The 19,915-nt window shown below is 71.1% G+C and carries 18 protein-coding genes; 8 read left to right on the plus strand and 10 right to left on the minus strand.

Translation table 11 applies throughout. The features are described 5' to 3' along the window. Window positions 1-18: 18 nt before the first annotated feature. Window positions 19-801, plus strand: coding sequence for a hypothetical protein (locus LOK46_RS05105; RefSeq protein ID WP_273562779.1), 783 nt, complete (start codon window positions 19-21; stop codon window positions 799-801). A gap of 37 nt (window positions 802-838) precedes the next feature. Further along, window positions 839-1,459: a GNAT family N-acetyltransferase gene (locus LOK46_RS05110; RefSeq protein ID WP_273562780.1), complete on the plus strand. Its 621-nt coding sequence runs from the start codon at window positions 839-841 to the stop codon at window positions 1,457-1,459. Window positions 1,460-1,546: 87 nt separating this feature from the next. On the opposite strand, the gene hpnH is transcribed toward LOK46_RS05110, so the two are convergent. Beyond that, window positions 1,547-2,710, minus strand: coding sequence for an adenosyl-hopene transferase HpnH (gene hpnH / locus LOK46_RS05115; protein WP_273562781.1), 1,164 nt, complete (start codon window positions 2,708-2,710; stop codon window positions 1,547-1,549). 621 nt (window positions 2,711-3,331) lie between these two features. On the opposite strand from hpnH, the gene LOK46_RS05120 reads away from it, so the two are divergent. Next, window positions 3,332-5,998 (plus strand): MMPL family transporter, encoded by a 2,667-nt coding sequence (locus tag LOK46_RS05120; protein ID WP_273564541.1) that lies wholly within the window; start codon window positions 3,332-3,334, stop codon window positions 5,996-5,998. A gap of 47 nt (window positions 5,999-6,045) precedes the next feature. Here LOK46_RS05120 and LOK46_RS05125 read toward each other — a convergent pair whose 3' ends face one another. From LOK46_RS05125 to LOK46_RS05150, 6 genes are all read right to left on the minus strand, one after another. Further along, on the minus strand, window positions 6,046-6,921 hold the full coding sequence (locus tag LOK46_RS05125) for a helix-turn-helix domain-containing GNAT family N-acetyltransferase (protein ID WP_273562782.1): 876 nt from the start codon (window positions 6,919-6,921) through the stop codon (window positions 6,046-6,048). Window positions 6,922-6,953: 32 nt separating this feature from the next. Continuing rightward, window positions 6,954-7,796, minus strand: coding sequence for a hopanoid biosynthesis-associated protein HpnK (gene hpnK / locus LOK46_RS05130; protein WP_273562783.1), 843 nt, complete (start codon window positions 7,794-7,796; stop codon window positions 6,954-6,956). Between the two features lie 107 nt (window positions 7,797-7,903). Beyond that, complete coding sequence (gene hpnJ / locus LOK46_RS05135; RefSeq protein WP_056529596.1) at window positions 7,904-9,337, minus strand: hopanoid biosynthesis associated radical SAM protein HpnJ; 1,434 nt, start codon at window positions 9,335-9,337, stop codon at window positions 7,904-7,906. Between the two features lie 55 nt (window positions 9,338-9,392). Beyond that, entirely contained in the window at window positions 9,393-10,601 is a 1,209-nt protein-coding gene (gene hpnI / locus LOK46_RS05140; protein WP_273562784.1) for a bacteriohopanetetrol glucosamine biosynthesis glycosyltransferase HpnI, read from the minus strand. An 86-nt stretch (window positions 10,602-10,687) separates the two neighbouring features. Further along, window positions 10,688-11,311, minus strand: coding sequence for an MlaC/ttg2D family ABC transporter substrate-binding protein (locus LOK46_RS05145; protein ID WP_273562785.1), 624 nt, complete (start codon window positions 11,309-11,311; stop codon window positions 10,688-10,690). Then, complete coding sequence (locus tag LOK46_RS05150; protein ID WP_273562786.1) at window positions 11,302-12,414, minus strand: flippase-like domain-containing protein; 1,113 nt, start codon at window positions 12,412-12,414, stop codon at window positions 11,302-11,304. The genes LOK46_RS05145 and LOK46_RS05150 overlap by 10 nt, the downstream gene beginning before the upstream one ends. Window positions 12,415-12,624: 210 nt before the next feature. On the opposite strand from LOK46_RS05150, the gene LOK46_RS05155 reads away from it, so the two are divergent. Then, a complete protein-coding gene (locus tag LOK46_RS05155; RefSeq protein ID WP_273562787.1) occupies window positions 12,625-13,800 on the plus strand; it encodes an amidinotransferase in 1,176 nt (391 codons plus the stop codon). A gap of 152 nt (window positions 13,801-13,952) precedes the next feature. On the opposite strand, the gene LOK46_RS05160 is transcribed toward LOK46_RS05155, so the two are convergent. Continuing rightward, window positions 13,953-14,963, minus strand: a complete 1,011-nt coding sequence (locus tag LOK46_RS05160; protein ID WP_273562788.1) for an alpha/beta fold hydrolase — start codon at window positions 14,961-14,963, stop codon at window positions 13,953-13,955. 165 nt (window positions 14,964-15,128) lie between these two features. Here LOK46_RS05160 and LOK46_RS05165 point away from each other — a divergent pair, with 165 nt between their 5' ends. Both LOK46_RS05165 and kdsA read left to right on the plus strand, forming a co-directional pair. After that, window positions 15,129-15,617: a hypothetical protein gene (locus LOK46_RS05165; protein WP_273562789.1), complete on the plus strand. Its 489-nt coding sequence runs from the start codon at window positions 15,129-15,131 to the stop codon at window positions 15,615-15,617. Window positions 15,618-15,627: 10 nt separating this feature from the next. Continuing rightward, window positions 15,628-16,482, plus strand: coding sequence for a 3-deoxy-8-phosphooctulonate synthase (kdsA, locus tag LOK46_RS05170; RefSeq protein WP_273562790.1), 855 nt, complete (start codon window positions 15,628-15,630; stop codon window positions 16,480-16,482). 5 nt (window positions 16,483-16,487) lie between these two features. On the opposite strand, the gene LOK46_RS05175 is transcribed toward kdsA, so the two are convergent. After that, window positions 16,488-17,162: a class I SAM-dependent methyltransferase gene (locus LOK46_RS05175; protein WP_273562791.1), complete on the minus strand. Its 675-nt coding sequence runs from the start codon at window positions 17,160-17,162 to the stop codon at window positions 16,488-16,490. A gap of 333 nt (window positions 17,163-17,495) precedes the next feature. Here LOK46_RS05175 and LOK46_RS05180 point away from each other — a divergent pair, with 333 nt between their 5' ends. After that, window positions 17,496-17,834: a hypothetical protein gene (locus LOK46_RS05180; RefSeq protein WP_012317985.1), complete on the plus strand. Its 339-nt coding sequence runs from the start codon at window positions 17,496-17,498 to the stop codon at window positions 17,832-17,834. Between the two features lie 64 nt (window positions 17,835-17,898). On the opposite strand, the gene queF is transcribed toward LOK46_RS05180, so the two are convergent. Further along, complete coding sequence (gene queF, locus LOK46_RS05185) at window positions 17,899-18,351, minus strand: preQ(1) synthase (RefSeq protein WP_024830863.1); 453 nt, start codon at window positions 18,349-18,351, stop codon at window positions 17,899-17,901. A gap of 197 nt (window positions 18,352-18,548) precedes the next feature. Between queF and eno the strand changes: the two genes are divergently transcribed. Continuing rightward, window positions 18,549-19,838 carry a phosphopyruvate hydratase gene (gene eno / locus LOK46_RS05190; RefSeq protein WP_273562792.1) on the plus strand — a complete coding sequence of 430 codons (1,290 nt, stop codon included), beginning with the start codon at window positions 18,549-18,551 and terminating at the stop codon, window positions 19,836-19,838. The last annotated feature ends 77 nt before the right edge of the window (window positions 19,839-19,915 follow it).

Raw genomic sequence — 19,915 nt, forward strand, 5'->3', positions numbered from 1 at the left:
GGGGCCCCGCCGGTCGCCATGAGCCTGATCGCCGCCAAGATCGTCGTCACGCCGACCCTGATGTGGGCCGTGTCGGCGGCCGCGCGCCGGTGGGGCAGCCTCGTCGGCGGCCTGCTCTCGGGCCTGCCGCTCACCTCGGCGCCGATCTCGATCTACCTCGCCGCCGAGCAGGGCGAGCGCTTCGCCGCCGACGCGGCGATCGGCTCGGTGGAGGGGCTCGGCGCCGTCACGGTCAGCTATCTCGCCTACGCCGTCGCCGCGCCGCGGACGGGGATCCTCGCGTCCGTGTTCCTCGCCCTGGCGGCCTTCGTCCTCGCGGGCGCGCTGCTCCACGGCGTGATCCAGCCCAGCCTGTGGCTCGCCACGGCGATCGACCTGCCGGCGATGGCGCTGGTGGTCGCCCTGTGCCGGCCGCGCGCGGGGACCGAGCCGCCGGTCCGCCGGGCGCGCCCGCCGCGCTGGGACATGCCGGCCCGGCTCGCGGCCGCTACCGCCTTGGTCCTGATGGTCTCGGGGCTGGCGCCGCATCTCGGCTCCGGCCTGAGCGGCGTCCTGGCGCCGATCCCGATCATCTCCTGGCCGCTCATCGTCTTCGCCCGGGCGCAGGACGGGGTCGGCGCCGCGCTGGACGTGGTGCGCGGCAGCGCCCAGGGCGCGTTCGGCGTGCTGGCCTTCTATGTCTGCGTGCACCTGCTGCTCGGGCGGATCGACCCGGTCGCGGCCTACGCCGCCGCGATCGCGGTGTCGGCGGCCTGCGTGCTGCCGTGGCTGGTCGCGCACCGCCGCCCGCGGGCCGCGTGATAGGGCCGCGCCGGCGCGACCGCGGAGGAGGAGATCCATGCTTCCGGATACCGGCATCCCGACCCTCACCCCGGGCTACGCGGCGGTGCCGCCGGGGCATCTCGCCACCGTCGTCACGAGCCTGGAGATGCTCCGCCCGCCGCCCCCGCGTCCCGGACGGCCGTTCCCGCCCGGGATCGCCCTCGAGCCCCTGGCGCGCACCGACCCGGAGACCTACCGGAGCCTGTTCCGGGAGGTCGGTGCCGACTGGCTCTGGTTCTCGCGCCTCACCCTGGCGGACGGGGCGCTGGCGGCGATCCTGGCCGACGACGGTGTCGAGATCCTCGCGCTCCGGCGGGACGGGCGGAACGTCGGCATGCTGGAGCTGGATTTCCGCCAGCCCGGCACCTGCGAGCTGGTCTTCCTCGGACTGACCGGGGACGCGGTCGGGACCGGGCTCGGCCGCGCGCTGATGGACGCGGCGATCGGCCGGGCCTGGGCGCGCCCGATCACGCGGTTCTGGGTGCACACATGCACCCTGGACCATCCCGGCGCGCTCGGCTTCTACCGGCGCTCGGGCTTCGTGCCCTTCGCGGTTCACGTCGAGGTCGCGCCGGATCCGCGGCTCGACGGGACCCTGCCGCGGGACTGCGCCCCGCACGTGCCGCGGCTCGGCTGACGCGCCGCGGGATCCGGAAACGGCGAGACCCGCGGCCTCGCGGCCGCGGGTCTCGTCTCATCTCGTCTCGTCGGTCGTGCGCGCCGGTCAGGCGGCGGTGCGCTTGCGGGCTTCCTGCTTCGTGTCGACGCCGGCCGCTTTGATCTCGGACAGCTTCTGCGCGACGTTGCGCGAGAACACGAACTCGGCCGGGCGCTGATTCTCCAGGCTGACCTCGGGGGCCATCTTGCCGTCGGTCTTGATGCCGCGAATCGCGTGCACCAGCGGCTTCCAGGGCTTGCGGACCGAGTCGACCACCGAGGAGGCCTCGTAGCCCGAGTGGACCATGCAGTCGGCGCACTTCTCGTAGTTGCCGGTGCCGTAGGAATCCCAGTCGGTGGTCTCCATCAGCTCCTTGAAGGTCGCCGCGTAGCCCTCGCCGAGCAGGTAGCAGGGCTTCTGCCAGCCGAACACGGTGCGGGTCGGGTTGCCCCACGGGGTGCAGTGATAGGTCTGGTTGCCGGCCAGGAAGTCGAGGAACAGGCCCGACTGCTGGAAGGTCCACTTCTCGCGGCCCTTCTCCTTGCCGTGCCGGAACACGCCGCGGAACAGGTCCTTCGTCGCCTTGCGGTTCAGGAAGTGCTTCTGGTCGGGGGCGCGCTCGTAGGCGTAGCCGGGGGAAACGGTGATGCCGTCGATGCCCATCCGGGTCACGCTGTCGAAGAAGTCGGCGATCTTCTCCGGCTGGGAATTGTTGAAGAAGGTGCAGTTGATGGTGACCCGGAAGCCCATCTCCTTGGCCTTCGCGATCGCCGCCACGGCCTTGTCGTAGACGCCGCGCTGGCAGACCGACTGGTCGTGCATCTCCTTGTCGCCGTCCAGATGGATCGACCACGTGAAGTACGGGCTGGGCTTGTACTCCTTGATCTTCTTCTCGAGGAGCAGCGCGTTCGTGCAGACGATCGCGAATTTCTTCTGGGCGATGATGCCCTCGACGATCTGCGGCAGGTCCTTGTGCAGGAGCGGCTCGCCGCCGGCGATCACCACCACCGGGGCGCCGCACTCGCGCACCGATTCGAGCGCGTCGGCGACCGGGAGGCGCTTGTTCAGGATCTCGTCCGGGTAGTCGATCTTGCCGCAGCCGGCGCAGGCCAGGTTACAGCGGAACAGCGGCTCCATCATCATCACAAGCGGGTAACGCTTGCGGCCCGTGAGGTGCTGCTTCAGGATGTAGCCGCCGATCTTCGCGACGTACCGGAGGGGGATACCCAAGATTGCGGCTCCTTACTTCGTCGACCCCGGGGCATCGGGGTGCTTAACGCGAAAAAATCTCGAATTCCAGCGATCTAGCTTGGAACTAATCTGAAACGACCCCGTTTCGGCGGGGCGATGACATCTTATTCCGCTCCTGACGCAACGGCGCCACATGGACCGCGTGTGCGAAGTCCGTGGACGGAAGCGCCCGATCGTTGAGGACAGCACGTGCATTGCGTCGGCAATACGACCGTAATCCCAGGATTCGGGTGGCCGCGCCGGAATCGCCGTGCGCTAGCGCACACGGGCGGGCGCGGGATGCGCGCCATGGCGGCCGCGTTGCAATCTGGCATCGCCCTCTTTACTGAGCCTCGTGGCCGCGATGCAAGTCCTGGCCCGCGACGGGTATCCTGATCGCGGGCCGCATCGGGCGAAGTCAGTCGGTGGCCGGACGCGCGCGGCGCGTTCAGATCGGGCGGTGCGGCGTTCCTCGAACCCGATGCGCCCCCGACCGAATCGCGGAGCGATCGCGCGGCGGAGCCCTGAGCCCGCCCGCGTCGGTGGCCCGGGTCCGGACCGGACAGATGGCAGGAGCCGGTCGCGCACGGGGCGCGTCCGACGCGAACAGGCAGGGTGCTCGTGATCGAAAGTCTCGTCGCGTTCTCGGTGCGGTATCGGTGGATCGTGATCGCCTTCACGGCGTTCCTCACGGTCGCGAGCCTCGGAGTCGCGGCGCACCTGTTCCGAATCAACACCGATGTCGAGCGGCTGATCGACCCGAAGGAGCCGTGGCGGCAGGACGAGATCAATTTCGAGAAGGCGTTCCCGCAGCGCAGCAACACCATCGTCGCGGTCATCAACGGCGAGACGCCGGAGGAGACCGAGGAGGCGGCCGCCAACCTCGCCAAGGCGCTCACGGCGCACAAGAACCTGATCGAGACGGTCTACCGGCCCGACGGCGGACCGTTCTTCAACAAGAACGGCCTGCTGCTGATGTCGCAGGCGGACCTCGACAAGACTCTCGAGGCGCTGACCCAGCAGCAGGGTCTGCTCGGGCCGCTCGCCGCCGACCCGTCGCTGCGGGGCATCATGCGGGTGCTGACGCTGGGCGCGCGCGGCGTGAAGACCGGCGACGCCAAGATCGAGGATCTCGAGAAGCCCATGGGGCAGATCGACGCCACCCTGCAGAAGGTGCTGGCGGGTCAGCCGGCGCGGATGTCCTGGCAGGAGCTCCTGTCGGGGGGTGAGACCAGCGTCACCGACAAGATGAAGTTCGTGGTGATCCAGCCGGTCCTCGACTTCAACGCCCTGGAGCCGGGCTACCAGGCGACCAAGCTGATCCGCAACGTCGCCAAGGATCTCGGGATCGACGGCCAGAACGGCCTGCGGATGCGCTTGACCGGCACGGTGGCGGTGGCGGACGAGGAGTTCGCGACGCTGTCGGAGGATGCCGGCCTCAACAACAGCATCATCGTCGGCGCGATCGTGCTGTTCCTGTGGCTGGCCCTGCGCTCGGGCAAGCTCGTCGGCGCGGTGATCATCACCACCTTCGCGGGCCTCGTGGTCACGGCCGCCCTGGGCCTCATCATGGTCAAGGAGCTGAATCCGATCTCGGTGGCCTTCGCCGCCCTGTTCGTCGGACTCGGCATCGATTTCGGCATCCAGTTCTCGGTGCGCTACCGGGCCGACCGCTACGAGCAGCCGACCCTGGAGAGCGCGATCCGCGCCGCGGCCCGGGGCGTCGGCTGGTCGCTGACGCTCGCCGCGGTGTCGCTGGTGGCGGGCTTCTTCGCCTTCCTGCCCACGGCCTTCCGGGGCGTGTCGGAGCTGGGCCTGATCGCCGGCGTCGGCATGATCGTGGCCTTCCTGTTCTCGCTGATCCTGCTGCCGGCGCTGATCGCGGTGTTCAAGCCGGTGGGCGAGAAGGCCGCGGTCCAGACCGATTGGCTCGTCGGCGTCGACCCGTGGATCATCCGGCACCGCAAGCCGATCCTGATCGGCGTCGGCCTCGTGACCCTGGCCGGCGCGCCGCTGCTCTGGCACCTGCCGTTCGACTCGAACCCGATGCACCTGCGCAGCGCCAAGACGCAGTCCATCGCGACCTATCTGGACCTGATCAAGAATCCCGAGACCAGCCCGAACTTCATCGACGTCCTGGCGCCCAGCGTCGCGGAGGTCCCGTCGCTGTCGAAGACGCTCCTGGCCCTGCCGGTCACCGCCTCGGTCAACAGCATCGACACCTTCGTGCCGCGGGATCAGGACAAGAAGCTGGCCCAGATCGCCGACACGGCCCAGCTCCTCGACCCGGTGCTCAATCCCGGCCGCCGGCCGCCGCCGCCGACCGACGCCGACAACGTCAAGGCGCTCAAGGACGCCGCCGCGGCGCTCAACGGCCTCTCGGCCGACGCCAAGGGCGACGCGAAGGGCGCCCAGGAGGCCAAGCAGCTCGCCGGCACCCTGGACAAGCTCGCCGCCGGCCCGATCCAGCTGCGCGAGGCGGCCTCGGTGGCGCTGACCAAGGACTTGGTACCGCTGCTCGCGCGCCTGCGCGACCTGCTGCATCCCGAGAAGATCACGCTGGAGAACCTGCCGCCGCAGCTCAAGGCCGACTGGGTGGCGGCAGACGGCCGGGCGCGCATCGAGGTCCACCCGAAGGGCGACTCGAACGACGACACGGTGCTCCGCCGGTTCTCGGACGAGGTCCTGAAGGTCGCCCCGCACGCGACCGGCGCGCCCGTGGCCACGACGCAGTCGAGTTACACGATCCTGGGCGCCTTCGTGCAGGCGGCGGTGACGGCCTTCGTGCTGATCTTCGTCATCCTGTCGGTCGCCCTGCGCAAGCCCTGGGACGTGGCGATGACCCTCGGCCCGCTGGTGATCGCGACCCTCTGGACGCTGATGGCGATGCGCATCGTCGGCATGCCGCTGAACTTCGCCAACATCATCGCCCTGCCGCTGATGCTCGCGGTCGGCGTGGCGTTCCACATCTACTACGTGATCGCGTGGCGGGCGGGCGTGACCGACATGCTCGCCTCCAGCCTGACCCGGGCGATCTTCTTCTCGGCGCTGACCACGGGCAGCGCCTTCGGGTCGCTGGTCCTGTCGAGCCATCCGGGCACGGCCAGCATGGGCAAGCTGCTGGCGCTGTCGCTGTTCTTCACCCTGGTGGCGGCGTTCTTCGTGGTTCCGGCGACCCTCGGCGAGCCGCCGGAGCAGCCCGACGAGGATCGTCCGGAAGCCGAGAAGGCGGCCGGCGCGGCCCTGCGCAAGGCCGCCCCGCACCAGGACCCGGTGCCGGCCAAGTAGGATTGGCGAGTGGCGCCGGCCCGTCGCGGCCGGCGCCCCGGGCGGCCTCAGACGGCCTTCTCGAAGAAGTGGTCCGGGTACGGGTCGTCGTTGAAGCGGTCGATCTCCACCCAGCCCGACCGCCGGTAGAGCGCCAGCGCCTCGGGGAGGGCGCTGCTGGTGTCGAGCCGCAGCGTCCGGACCCCGAGCCCGCGGGCGGCGGCCTCGGACTCCTCCATGAGCCGCTTGGCGAGGCCCAGCCCGCGCGCCGCGGGATCGACCCAGAGCCGCTTGATCTCCGCGACCGCGCCGCCGCCTCCCTTGAGTCCGACGCATCCGACCGGCAGGCCGTCGGCGCACGCGAGCAGGAACACGCCGCGCGGACGCACCATGGCGCTGGCCTCGGGGTCGCACGACAGGGCGACGTCGAACCCGCCGGCGAATCGGCTCCCCAGCTCGGCGTAGTAGGCGGCGAGGCAGGCGCGGGCGGACTCGCTCGCGGGATCGGCCTCCGTGATCGCGACGGCGTCGCGGCCGAGCGCCAGGGCGACCCGGTCCATGGCGTGCAGGAGCGCCTCCACCTGCGGCGCGCGCTCCAGCAGGGCGACGGCCCGGGCATCCGACAGCGCCTCGTAGGCCGCGAACTCGCGCCGCCCGGCCTCCGTCAGGGACGCGATCCGGCGGCGGGCATCCGCGGGATGCGGCGCCGTCGCGACCAGCCCCTCCTCCTCCAGGCTCCGCAGGAGACGGCTCATCAGGCCGGAATCGAGACCGAGATAGGTGCGGATCGCACCGATCTCCGCGCGCCCGGCTCCGATGGCGTTCAGGACGCGCGCCGCGCCCAGGGGGCGGCCGCGACCCAGGAACGAGGAATCGAGCGCGCCGACCTCGGCGGTGACGGCGCGGGCGAACCGGCGGACGCGGGCGATCTCGGCAGGTCCCATACTGTCTGACTAAAGTCAGACATCTGTCCCGGTCAAGCGAGGAAGTCGGAGAACCCGCCGCGGACCGCGCCCGACGCGTCGGCAGCCGACCGGGATGCGGGGGCGATCAGCGCGTCCCGCTCGTCGGCGTAGCGGTAGCCCGGCGCCTCGCCGGGGAAGCCGGCGGCGGTGGCCGGGTGGGTGTAGAGCTCGGTCAGACCGTCCGGAAGTTCGGCCAGCAGGGCCGCGACGCGGGCGGGCGTCATGGCGCCGGACCACGCGAGGCCGAGGGTGCGGTCGGGGATCAGCAGCCCGGCCTGCCGGGCGCGGACGGCGAGCAGCGCCGCCCAGGGGGCGATGTCGAGGGCGGCCCGCGGCCGGGCTCCGGGCTCGGCGCGGCGCAGGATCTCGCGCGGCTCCCGGGGAACCCGCAGGGCGCGCATCCCGAAGTCGCGGCCGACGCGCAGCACCGCCCCGGCGATCAGCGGGTGGACGTGGAAGTGCTTGTGGGCGTTGACGTGGTCCAGCGGCAGGCCGGTGGCCCGGTAGGCCTCGAACTGCGCGCGGATCTCGGCGGCGAGCTGGCGCCGGGCCGCGGGCCTGCGGGCGAAGTCGAGGCCGAGGCGGGCCATGTCGGCCCGCATCAGGCCGGCTTCGTCCGTCAGGTCGGGCAGGTCCGCGGCGGGGAGGGTAGGCCACGCCTCCACGAGGACGAGGTGCAGCCCGACCCGCAGGGATGGCATCCGCCGCGCCCGCGCGACGGCGTCGGCGGCGGCCGGCGCCGAGACCATCAGGCTCGCCGCCGTGAGGATCCCGTCGCGATGCGCCTGCTCGACGGCCTCGTTGACCTCGGGACTCAGCCCGAAATCGTCCGCGGTGACGACCAGACGCTTCACGCAAACCTCGTAACGGGTGTCGACGGGTCCAGGGTTGGAGCCCTGGAAGAAGGCGCGGGGCTCTGCCCCGCACTCTCCGCCGGGGCCGCAGGCCCCGGACCCCGGACTCACGCCGCCTTGGCGGTGCCCTGACGCTCCTTGAGGAAGCGGTAGAACTCGACGCCCTCGCGCAGGCGGCGCTTCATCATGTCGGGCGAGCGCACCATCTCGCTGACGATCGAGGCGATCTTCGGCGCGCGGAAGTAGAACTTCTTGTAGAACTCCTCGACCGAGGTGAAGATCTCGGTGTGCGAGAGGTGCGGGTAGTGCAGCGGCGCGACCTGCACGCCGTTCTCGTCGACGAGCTCGGCGTTCTCGATGTCGAGCCAGCCGTTCTCCACCGCCTGCTTGTACAGGAAGGTGCCCGGGTAGGGCGCGGCCAGCGAGACCTGGATCGTGTGCGGGTTGATCCGCTTGGCGAAGGCGATCGTCTCCTGGATCGTCTCCTTCGTCTCGCCCGGCAGGCCGAGGATGAAAGTGCCGTGGATGGCGATGCCCAGGTCGTGGCAATCCTTGGTGAACTTCTCGGCGACCTCGACCCGCATGCCCTTCTTGATGTTGTGCAGGATCTGCTGGTTGCCGGACTCGTAGCCGACAAGCAGCAGGCGCAGGCCGTTCTCCTTGAGCACCTTCAGGGTCTCGCGCGGCACGTTCGCCTTGGCGTTGCACGACCACGTGACGCCGAGCTTGCCGAGCTCGCGGGCGATCTCCTCGGCGCGCGGCAGGTTATCGGTGAAGGTGTCGTCGTCGAAGAAGAACTCCTTGGTCTGCGGGAACTCCTTCAGGCAGTACTTGATCTCCTCGATCACGTGGGCGACCGAGCGGGTGCGGTAGGTGTGGCCGCCGACCGTCTGCGGCCAGAGGCAGAAGGTGCAGCGGCTCTTGCAGCCCCGGCCCGAGTAGAACGAGATGTAGGGGTGCTTGAGGTACCCGATGAAGTACTTCTCCATCTCCAGGTCGCGCTTGTAGACGCTGGTGACGAAGGGCAGCTGATCCATGTCGGTCATGATCTCGCGGTCCTCGTTGTGGACCACGACACCGTTGGCGTCGCGATAGGACAGCCCCTTGATCTCCGACATCGGGACGCCGTCGGCGACCTCCTTGACGGTGAAGTCGAACTCGTTGCGGGCGCAGAAGTCGACCACCGGGGCCTGGGCCATCGCGCCGGCGGCGTCGACCGCGACCTTGGCGCCGATCAGGCCGGCGATGAGCTTCGGGTTGGCGGCCTTGAGCGCCTCGATCGTCTTCACGTCGGACTTGAACGACGGCACCGAGGTGTGGAGCACGACGAGGTCGAAGTCGTTGGCCTGGGCCACGATCTCGGCGAGCTTGATGTTGTGCGGCGGCGCGTCGATCAGCTTCGAGTTCGGCACCAGGGCGGCCGGCTGGGCCAGCCAGGTCGGGTACCAGAACGACTTGATCTCGCGCTTGGCCTGGTAACGGGAGCCGGCACCGCCGTCGAAACCGTCGAAGGTGGGGGCCTGGAGGAAGAGCGTGCGCATGGGGTTCAAGGCCTCAGGGCAATGCCGGGGGAGGGCGGGGGAGAGGTAGCCGGGTTCAGCGGAGCGGCGCGCCGGCATCGCGGCCGAGTTCGGCGTCCGGGATCAGTGTGCCATCCGCAACCACGTGATAATCGTGACCTTTCCATGTCACCGACCCCGACACGAAGGCCCAGGAGAAGTTCAGGAAGGAGAGGATGTCGCGGATCGGCAACAGTCCGTAGGGGTGCGGGGCGAGGCCGAAGGCCCGCTCCAGCTGCCGGCAGAGCAGCACGCGGCTCGCCAGCGCCGCGGCGGCGACCCAGAGCGCGCCGGTCCCGGCGCCGGGCAGGAGCGCGCCCAGCAGGGCGAGCGGGAAGGCGTGGGTGACGATCGAGCCGGCGTAGCCGGCCGGGTCGACGGTGCGGATCGTCCGGTTCCAGCGCAGCTCGTGCCGCCACAGGCCGGAGAGATCGGTGTCGACGCTGGTGTGACCGATCGTGAAGCTCGGGATCACCACGCGGCCGCCGAGGCCGCGCAGGGCGGCGCCGATGGCGTAATCGTCCGCGAGATCGTTGCGGAAGGTGCGGAAGCCGCCCACCGCCTCCAGGCTCGCCCGGGTGAAGGCCACGGTGGAGCCGAAGCAGGGCTTCGCCAGCCCGAGGCTCAGGCCCATCACGACGTTGGGCAGGAAGTGGGTGTCGATCGCGAGCGTCGAGAGCTGGTCGTACAGGCCCCGGAAGGCCGGGACGCCGTGGTACAGGCAGGTGACGCCGGTGACGCCGTCCTGCGACAGCTCCGCGACGAGGCGCTCCAGGTAGTCGGAGCCCACCACCATGTCGCTGTCGGCCAGCACCACCACGTCGTGGGCGATGGCCTCGGCCATGTTGATCAGGTTGGAGACCTTGCGGTTCGACCCGTGCTGCCGACCGTCGATCACCAGGTCGATGCGGGCGTCGGGATAGGCCTGCTGCAGGCGCTCGACCACGCCGATCGCGGGATCGGTGGACTTTTGGACGCCGAACAGGACCTGGACCGGCCCGGCGTAGTCCTGGCGCAGCACGGTCTCGAGATTCGCGTAGAGATTGGGCTCGAGGCCGCAGAGCGGCTTCAGCACGGTCACGGAGGGCCGCGTCGCGCCGGCGGGGAGCACGGGCGGGCGGCGCCCCGCGTAGCGGCCGGCGCAGGTGGCCGCGGCCAGCCCGTAGACGCAGCCCGCCGCCGCCAGGATCAGGCAGAGCAGCGAGAGCCACGAGAGGCCGAGCAGCGCCAGCGAGGAGACATCCATCCGGTGGGATCCGTGCGGTCGTCCGGCCGCCGAGGCGGCGATGGCCGCGAACGGCCGGTTCAGGTCGGCGCTGGCGCCGGCGCCGCTCAGGGCGTCGGCTTGGCCGCGAGCATGCCGTCGACCCGCGCCCGGAGGAACTTCACGACGCCGTCGGCCCCGCCGGACTTCAGCGGCGCCGACAGGGCGTTCCGCTGCGCGGCGATCTCGCTGACGTCGCCGTTGAGCAGGACGTCCTGGATGCGGTTGTCGGCGTTGACGACGAAGTCCACGGCGGAATCGTCGCCGTCCGCGGCGGTGACGCGGGTCGGCACCACGCGCTGGGCGCCCCGCTCCTCGACCTTCGGGGTCACGTCGAACTTGCCGCCGGCGGCGCGGGCCAGCCGGTTGGCGTAGGTCACGGTCAGGCTGCGCTTGAACGCGTCGATCACCGCCGCCTGCTGCTCCGGGGTGAAGCTCGACCATTTCGAGCCCACCGCGATGCGGGTCATGGCGGGGAAGTCGAACGCCTTGTCGAGCGCGGGGCCCACGGCCTCGACCCTGGCCGGCAGGGGGCCGGGCCCGTCCTTCAGCGCGGCCGAGAAGGCGGCGTACAGGTCGCGCACGGTCTGAACGGCCGGATCGTCCGCGGCCCACGACGGGGCCGGGACGAGCAGGGTCAGGGCCATGGGAGCGGCGATGAGGGCGGCCGCGAGCCGGCGGGTCAGGCGCACTTCTTCAACTCCTCGCCGTCGCCGAGCCGCGCCCCCATGCGCGGCGGGGCGTAGCTGTAGAACGGGCCGAGGGTGGCGGGCTGCGCGATCCTCTTGGCCTTGCGCCCGGCCTCCGGCTCCGGCTCGCGCTCCTCTTCCTCGGGCGCCTCGGACCGGAGCTTGGACTCGATCCGGTGCCAGAGCAGGAGGCTCGGGAGCCCGACGCCGAGATCGGCGAAGCGCTTGACCAGCGACAGGGCGAGCGCCGCCTCGGCCGGGATATTGAACAGGCCGCACAGGGCGATCAGGCCGCCCTCCTGCGCGCCCAGGGCGCCGGGCACCGCGAAGGCCGCGCCGCGCACGGCCTGGGCGAGGCTCTCGATCATGAGCGCCTGCGCGAAGTCGATCGGGTAGCCCATGAACCGCAGGCAGACATAGACCTCGAGCGTGCCGATCACCCAGCCGACGAGGTGGACCGCGAGGGCCGCCGCGAAGCGACCGTGGTTGCCGTAGAGCCGGCGCAGGCTGTCGTAGAGCTGGTCGATGGCGCCGAAGGCCCGCCACTCGCGCCCGGAGGCGAAGCGGCTGAGCAGGGCCTGGATCAGGCGGTGACCGGCCCGGCGCTGGATCAGGTAGAAGGCGCCGAGCGCCGGGACCGCCAGGGCCAGCCCGCCCTCGACCGTGTGGGCGATCGGGCCGTCGCCGGAGATCAGGACCAGCAGGGCGAGGCCGGCCACCGTGAACAGGAGCTGCGTCAGCGCCTGGGTCATCAGATCGACGAACATGCTGGCGCCCGCGAGCGCGCCCGGGACGTTGCGCTTCGACAGGAGGCGGGCGCCGACGAAGTCACCGCCGACGGTGGCGACGGGCAGCAGCGTGTTGATGCCCTCGCGGACGAAGCGGAGCGAGACGCAGTCGGCGAGCTTGGTCGCGCCGGCGGGGAACACGACGTACCAGCCGAGCCCCGCCCAGGCGACGGCCACGAGGCGCGCCAGCACCACCAGGGCGGCGCCCCAGCCGGCACTCACGACGGCGGCCGACACGTCCTCCAGACCGGAGGACATGAACAGGCCGACGACCGTGCACAGACCGGCGATCGAGGCCAAGGTCGTCAGGCGCTTCATTGTCGTCTTTCAAGCTCGCAAAAGGCTTGATGCGGGAAATCGGTCACGGTCGCGGCAGAAATAGGTCCGTCGGCCCGGGAACGTTTCTGTCACGTTGCAGCACGGATTAGCGGTGTCTATCACCCGTTTGACACACCGGGGGCCAAAGCGGCGGCCGGGCTGAGAAGCCCGCGCAGAAGGCCGCGGCACGTCGCAGAAGGGGCACACGTCATGGAGCGCGAATCACCGATCACGGCCCTGGAGGCCGTGACCGACGACACGCATGCGGGCGGTCTCCCGGGCGGGACCGGACCGGGCGTGCCGGCTCCCCAGTCGCCCGTGATGGCGTGGAACGAGTGGGACCCGCTGGAGGAGGTCATCGTCGGCTCGCTCGACGGCGCCACGATCCCGACCCACCACCTGACGGTGATCTTCAACCTGCCGCGCGCCGCGCAGCCGTTCTACCGGCTGGCGAGCGGCTGGAAGTATCCGAAGTTCATGAAGAAGCTCGCCCAGGCCGAGCTCGACAACTTCATCACCATCCTGGCCGGCGAGGGCGTGAAGGTCCGCCGTCCCGACACGGTGGATTTCTCCAAGAAGTTCAAGGCGCCGCGCTGGTCCTCCCGGGGCTTCTGCGTCGCCTGCCCGCGCGATCCCTACCTCGTCATCGGCGACGAGATCATCGAGAGCCCGATGTGCTGGCGCTCGCGCTACTTCGAGGGCGACGCCTACCGGTCGCTGTTCAAGGAGTACTTCCGCGCCGGCGCCCGCTGGACCTCGGCGCCGCGCCCGCAGCTGACCGACGACCTCTACAACTACGATTACCGGGTGCCGAACCTGAAGGCCGGCGAGCCCATGCAGTTCACGGTCAACGAGTTCGAGCCGGTCTTCGACGCCGCCGACTTCGTCCGCTGCGGCCGCGACCTGTTCGTCACCCGCTCCAACGTGACCAACCTGATGGGCATCGAGTGGCTGCGCCGCCACCTCGGCCCGGGCTTCCGCATCCACGAGATCGAGAGCCGCTGCCCGCAGCCGATGCACATCGACTCGTCGTTCATGCCGCTCGCCCCCGGCAAGGTTCTGGTGAACCCGGACTACGTCGACGTCGAGAAGCTCCCGGCGGTGCTCAAGAAGTGGGACGTGCTGGTCGCCCCGCGCCCCGACCCGGTCGAGGGCTTCATGAGCAAGATCTCGATGTGCTCGCCTTGGACCTCGATCAACGTCCTGGCGATCACCGAGAAGAAGATCGTCGTCGACCAGAGCCAGCCGACGCTGATCAAGGCCCTTAAGGACTGGGGCTTCGACCCGATCCCGGCGCCGTTCCTCAGCTACGGCCCGTTCGGCGGGTCGTTCCACTGCGCGACCCTCGACGTCCGCCGCCGGGGCGTGCTGAAGTCCTACTTCTAGGATCCTGGACGATCCCGTCCCGCGCCAGGATCGGGCGCGGGTCCCCTCTCCCGTTCGGGAGAGGGGGCGCGTCGAGCCCTGCGGTCCACGTCGCTGTCAGCGACCGCGATGTGCCGACATCCTAGTCGGCACCGGGGAGGGGTCATCGGCGCCTAACGCGCCGCGATCCCGGCGATCAGCGCCGCGTTGAACCCCTCCGGGTCGGACATCTGCGGCGCGTGGCCGAGATCCGGGAACTCCACGAGCCGCGCGCCCGGGATGGCCCTGGCGGCCGCCTTGCCGAGCTCGGGATAGTTGCCGAGGCTCGCCCGCACCTCCGGCGGCGCGAGGTCCTTGCCGATCGCCGTGTTGTCCTTCTGGCCGATCAGGAGCAGCGTCGGCACCGCGATCTGCGGGAACCGGTAGACCACCGGCTGGGTGAGGATCATGTCGTAGAGCAGCGCCGAGTCCCAGGCGACCGCCTCCCTGCCGGGGCCGCCGTTGAGGCCCGCCAGCATCGTCACCCAGGGCTCGTAGCGGGGCTCCCAGGCGCCGGCGTAGTAGGTCGCCGTCTCGTAGGCCCGGATCGAGGCCGCCGTCACCTTCAGCTCGCGCTGGTACCATTGCTCCACCGAGGTCGGCGGCACGCCCTTGGCGACCCAGTCCTCCAGGCCGATCGGGTTGACCAGCACGAGCTGCTCCACCGCCTTCGGGTAGAGCAGGGCGTAGTGGGCCGCCAGCATGCCGCCCGTGGAGTGGCCGACCAGGATCGGGCGCTCGATCCCGAGCTTGGCCAGGAGCGCGCGGGTGTTCTCGGCGAGCTGCCGGAAGGTGAACTGGTAGGCCGCCGGCTTGCTCGACTTGCAGAAGCCGATCTGGTCCGGCGCGATCACCCGGTATCCGGCCGCGCTCAGCGCCCGGATCTGGCTCTCCCAGGTGGCCGCGCAGAAGTTCTTGCCGTGCAGCAGCACCGCGGTCCGGCCGTTCGGCGTCGCCGGGCGGACGTCGAGATAGGCCATCTGCAGCGGCTGGCGCTGCGACGTGAACTGGAACCGCTCCACCTCGAACGGGTAGGCGAAGCCCTCGAGTTCCGGCCCGTAGGTCGGCTGCGGCGGCGGCTCCGCGGAAGCGGGTCCCGGTGGCAGCAGGGCCAGCAGGACGGAGGCGAGGAGGGTTCGGAGCATGGCCGCGTCGGAGCCTGATCTGCGAGCGGCGTGCGGCGCCGCGCCGCCCGCTCAGATCGGTCATCCGGGCGCCCCTGTCCACGCCCCGCGGAGCGGCGCGGCTTCGCGCCCGCCGCCGGGCGCGCTATCTCCCAAGGGCGACCGTCTCCCGCCGCGGATGTCCCGATGCTGCGTCTCACCCCCCTGACCGTCCTCGCGGGCGCGCTCCTGCTCGGGCCGGCCCCGGCCCGGGCGGCGGATGCCTGCGACGTCCTCGCCGCGCGGGTGATCCGCACCACCGGCGCCTCCCTGGCCGGGCGCGCCGGCCCCGTGGCGGTGTTCCGGGCGCAGGATGCCGAGCGGCTGAGCCTCGATTGCCGCGCCCCCGCCCGGATCACCGTGGCCTCCCGCGACCGCGAGCCGGCGCCGGCCTACTTCGTCCTGATCGGCCGCGCCGCGCAGGCGCTCGCCGGGGCGGACGCCGCCGCGATCGAGGTGCTGGCGCTCAACCTCCACCAGGCCAGCCTGCTGGCGGATGCCCCGCGCCGGGGCGGTGCCGGCCGGATCCTGATGCTGTGCGAGACCGGACCGCGCACCGACGCCCTCTGGGAGGACCGCACGGTCTGCCGGGTCGCGCCCCGGCCCGGGCTTTCGCGGATCCGCCGCGCGGGCTAGACCGGCCGGCATGTCGAAGATCGAGACACCCGGCCCCGTCGTCCAAGTCGGCGACGCGCGCTTCGCCAACCACCTGCCGCTGACGCTGATCGCCGGCCCGTGCCAGCTCGAAGGGCGCCAGCACGCCCTGGAGATCGCCGCCGCCCTCAAGGAGATGGCCGCGGGCCTGGGCGTCGGCCTCGTGTTCAAGACCTCCTTCGACAAGGCCAACCGCACCTCGGGCAGCGCCGCCCGGGGCATCGGCCTCGACGGGGCGCTTCCGGTCTTCGCCGAGATCCGCGAGACCCTCGGGCTGCCGGTGCTGACCGACGTGCACGCCGCCGAGCAGTGCGCCCCCGCCGCCGAGGCGGTGGACGTTCTCCAGATCCCCGCCTTCCTGTGCCGCCAGACCGACCTGCTGCTGGCCGCCGCCGCCACCGGCCGGGCGGTCAACATCAAGAAGGGCCAGTTCCTGGCGCCCTGGGACATGAAGCACGTCGCCGCCAAGGTGACGGAGGCGGGCAATCCCAACGTCATCGTCACCGAGCGCGGCGCCTCGTTCGGCTACAACACGCTGGTGTCGGACATGCGCAGCCTGCCGATCATGGCGCAGGTGACGCAGGGCGCGCCGGTGGTGTTCGACGCCACCCACTCGGTGCAGCAGCCCGGCGGGCAGGGGGCGAGTTCCGGCGGCCAGCGGGAATTCGTCGCCGTCCTCGCCCGCGCCGCCGTGGCGGTGGGCGTGGCGGGCGTGTTCATCGAGACCCATCCCGACCCGGACCGGGCACCGTCCGACGGCCCTAACATGGTGGCGCTGAAGGACATGCCGGCCCTGCTCGAGGAGCTCCTCGCCTTCGACCGCCTCGCCAAGCGCCGGACCGCCTGACAGGCTCAGGCGGCCGCCGGCTCCAGGACGTGGATCCGCAGGGGCTGGACGAGGCCGAAGTGCCCGTCGGCCTCGCGCGCCGCGGCCCTGAGGAAGGCCTGCTCCACTACGGATCGCCGGTCCCGGATGGTCGCCTCGCGGGCCGGGTCCACGGCGCTGACGCGGGCGAGGAAGGCGTCGAGGGAGTCGAAGCGCTCCCGCCGCGCGATCGTCGCGTCGCGGCGGCACGTGTAGGCGCCGCGGGCGAGGGCCGCCGCGATGGCGTCCTGGGCGGCGGCGCGGACCGCGGTCTCGTCCTCGATCGGCCGCAGCGCGTCGAAGAAGCTGCCCTCCGCCAGGGGCTCGACCACGACGAGCCGTCCGCCCGGGACCAGCACGCGCGCCGCCTCGGCGAGGGCCGCCGCCGGGTCCGGGACGTGGTGGAGCGCGTTCAGCATCACGGCGCCGTCGAAGCTGGCGTCGGGGAAGGGCAGGGCCTCGCCGGTCGCGGCCTCGAAGCGCGCCTCCGGCACGGAGTCCCGCGCCCGGGCGAGCGCCGCCGCGCCGGGATCGATCCCGGTGACCCGCGCGCCCGCGTCGACCAGCCGCCGCGCGAGCGTGCCGGGGCCGCACCCGATATCGACGATCCGCTTGCCGGCCAGCGGCGCGAAGCTGTCGCGGATCAGGGTCAGGGCATCCATCGTCGGTCCTCCGCGCGTAACCGTAGCACGGCCGGGCCGGGAGAGGATGGATTTCCTCCGCGCGTTCGGAGCGGCCGTCGCGGCGACAGGACAGAAGTCTCGCGCGCCGCAGTCGTCACGGCAGCCACGGACGGTTCCGCCCAAGAGTTCGGAGGCTCTTGGCGAAGAGGCACCCAAGCTTGACCGCAGTCGACGGAGAGGCGGGAACGATGAACGGCGGTTCATAATCCCGACTGAGTGCGGATTCGCACGCAAGCCCGCCGTGAAATCTGGAACTGTCCGGATGCGGCCACGTTATTGGGCATGTTCGATCGAGGATCGAGAAGGAACACTATGCGCAAGATCGGTATCATCGCCACTGCTGCCGCCATGGCCCTCGGCAGCGTTGCCGTCACGACGAGCGCCGAGGCGCGTCCCTACGGCTATCACGGCGGCTACGGTGGCTACGGCCACGGCTACTACCGCGGCCGTCGCGGCATCGGCACCGGTGCCGCCATCGGCCTCGGCATCGCCGGCCTCGCGGCCGGTGCGATCGCCGCGGGCGCGGCCCGCGACAGCTACTACGGCGGTGGCTACGGCTACGCCCCGTCCTACGGCTACGGCTACGCCCCGGTCTACGGCGGCTACGGCTACGCCGCTCCGGGCTACGGCTACTACGGCTACGGCTACTGAGATCGGAGATCCGGAAGGATCGGGGGCGACCGGCGCGAGCCGGTCGCCCTTCTCGTTTGTCCGGTCAGCGTCCGCGGTAGGGCGGCACGCCGGGGTCCGGCAGCCACGCGTTCTTCGGCAGTTCGCCCGTCTGCCAGAACACGTCGATCGGGATGCCGCCGCGGGGATACCAGAAGCCGCCGATGCGCAGGTAGCGCGGCTCCAGCAGGTCGCGGAGCCGCTTGCCGATCGCCACCGTGCAATCCTCGTGGAACGCGCCGTGATTGCGGAACGACCCGAGGTAGAGCTTCAGCGACTTCGACTCCACGAGCCAGTCACCCGGCACGTAGTCGATCACCAGGATCGCGAAATCCGGCTGCCCGGTGACCGGGCAGATCGAGGTGAATTCGGGCGCGGTGAACCGGGCGACGTAGTCGGTGTCCGCGTGCGGGTTCGGGACCCGGTCGAGCCGCGCCTCCTCGGGCGAAGTGGGGAAGGGCGTCGGCTGGCCGAGTTGGAGATCGTCGGTGGAGGTCATGGGCGGCCATATAGAGCCTCCCGGCGCGGCGCGCATCCGCCTGATCCGCGACGCTTTCCCGGGCGAACCCGGCTGTGCGCCGTCACAGTCCCGGCGCTTGCCGCCGGCCGCGGCTTGACGGATAAGCCGCCGCGATGCGCCGCACCCTCTGATTTGGGCGCGGCCGCCGACCCGCGGCCCCCGCGAGAGGACGTTCCATGACCGCGATCACCAATATCAGCGCCCGCGAGATCCTCGACAGCCGCGGCAACCCCACGGTCGAGGTCGACGTCATCCTGGAGGACGGCTCCTTCGGCCGCGCCGCGGTGCCGTCGGGAGCCTCCACCGGCGCCCACGAGGCGGTGGAGCTGCGCGACGGCGACAAGAATCGCTTCCTCGGCAAGGGCGTGCTGAAGGCGGTCGAGGCGGCCCAGACCGAGATCCTCGACGCGATCGGCGGCATGGAGGCCGAGGACCAGGTCGCGGTCGACGAGGCGATGATCGAGCTCGACGGCACGCCCAACAAGGCGCGCCTCGGCGCGAACGCGATCCTCGGCGTGTCGCTGGCGGTGGCCAAGGCCGCGGCCGAGGCCTCGGGCCTGCCGCTCTACCGCTACGTCGGCGGCGTGCAGGGTCGGGTGCTGCCGGTGCCGATGATGAACATCATCAACGGCGGCGCGCACGCCGACAACCCGATCGACTTCCAGGAATTCATGATCATGCCGGTGGGCGCCGATTCGCTCGCCGAGGCCGTGCGCATGGGCTCCGAGGTGTTCCACACCCTGAAGGGCAAGCTCAAGAAGGCCGGCCACAACACCAATGTCGGCGACGAGGGCGGCTTCGCCCCGAACCTGCCGTCCGCCGAGGCCGCCCTCGACTTCGTGATGGACGCGATCAGCGCCGCCGGCTTCAAGCCGGGTCAGGACATGGCCCTGGCCCTCGACTGCGCCGCCACCGAATTCTTCAAGGACGGCGCCTACGCGTACGAGGGCGAGGGGAAGACCCGCGCCATCGAGGCGCAGGTCGACTACCTCGCGCAGCTCGTCGCCACCTACCCGATCGTCTCGATCGAGGACGGCATGTCGGAGGATGACTGGGCCGGCTGGAAGCTCCTGACCGACAAGATCGGCGACCGCTGCCAGCTCGTCGGCGACGACCTGTTCGTCACCAACGTCGAGCGCCTGTCCCGCGGCATCGCGGACGGCACGGCCAACTCGATCCTGATCAAGGTCAACCAGATCGGCTCGCTCACCGAGACGCTGGCGGCGGTCGATATGGCCCAGCGCGCCGGCTACACTGCGGTGATGTCGCACCGCTCGGGCGAGACCGAGGATTCGACCATCGCGGACCTCGCGGTCGCCACCAATTGCGGGCAGATCAAGACCGGCTCGCTCGCCCGCTCGGACAGACTGGCCAAGTACAACCAGCTGATCCGCATCGAGGAGGGCCTCGGCCCGCAGGCGCTCTACGCCGGCCCGTCGGCGCTCAAGCAGCTCGCCCGCCGCTGATCCGGCGGATCCTGCTGGCCGGCCTGCTCGGTGTCGGGGCGGCCGGCCCGGCCCGCGCGGACCCGCTCTGCGACGGT

The sequence above is a fragment of the Methylobacterium sp. NMS14P genome (genome assembly GCF_028583545.1).
Classification (GTDB): Bacteria; Pseudomonadota; Alphaproteobacteria; order Rhizobiales; family Beijerinckiaceae; genus Methylobacterium.

Bases quoted from the DNA above. Each gene is read 5' to 3' on its own strand.
- LOK46_RS05175 (WP_273562791.1), bottom strand. From the start codon at position 17,162: ATGGATGCCCTGACCCTGATCCGCGACAGCTTCGCGCCGCTGGCCGGC.
- kdsA (WP_273562790.1), top strand. From the start codon at position 15,628: ATGTCGAAGATCGAGACACCCGGCCCCGTCGTCCAAGTCGGCGACGCG.
- LOK46_RS05160 (WP_273562788.1), bottom strand. From the start codon at position 14,963: ATGCTCCGAACCCTCCTCGCCTCCGTCCTGCTGGCCCTGCTGCCACCG.
- hpnI (WP_273562784.1), bottom strand. From the start codon at position 10,601: ATGGATGTCTCCTCGCTGGCGCTGCTCGGCCTCTCGTGGCTCTCGCTG.
- LOK46_RS05105 (WP_273562779.1), top strand. From the start codon at position 19: ATGAGCCTGATCGCCGCCAAGATCGTCGTCACGCCGACCCTGATGTGG.
- LOK46_RS05125 (WP_273562782.1), bottom strand. From the start codon at position 6,921: ATGGGACCTGCCGAGATCGCCCGCGTCCGCCGGTTCGCCCGCGCCGTC.
- hpnJ (WP_056529596.1), bottom strand. From the start codon at position 9,337: ATGCGCACGCTCTTCCTCCAGGCCCCCACCTTCGACGGTTTCGACGGC.
- LOK46_RS05165 (WP_273562789.1), top strand. From the start codon at position 15,129: ATGCTGCGTCTCACCCCCCTGACCGTCCTCGCGGGCGCGCTCCTGCTC.
- LOK46_RS05150 (WP_273562786.1), bottom strand. From the start codon at position 12,414: ATGAAGCGCCTGACGACCTTGGCCTCGATCGCCGGTCTGTGCACGGTC.
- LOK46_RS05155 (WP_273562787.1), top strand. From the start codon at position 12,625: ATGGAGCGCGAATCACCGATCACGGCCCTGGAGGCCGTGACCGACGAC.
- queF (WP_024830863.1), bottom strand. From the start codon at position 18,351: ATGACCTCCACCGACGATCTCCAACTCGGCCAGCCGACGCCCTTCCCC.
- LOK46_RS05110 (WP_273562780.1), top strand. From the start codon at position 839: ATGCTTCCGGATACCGGCATCCCGACCCTCACCCCGGGCTACGCGGCG.
- eno (WP_273562792.1), top strand. From the start codon at position 18,549: ATGACCGCGATCACCAATATCAGCGCCCGCGAGATCCTCGACAGCCGC.
- LOK46_RS05180 (WP_012317985.1), top strand. From the start codon at position 17,496: ATGCGCAAGATCGGTATCATCGCCACTGCTGCCGCCATGGCCCTCGGC.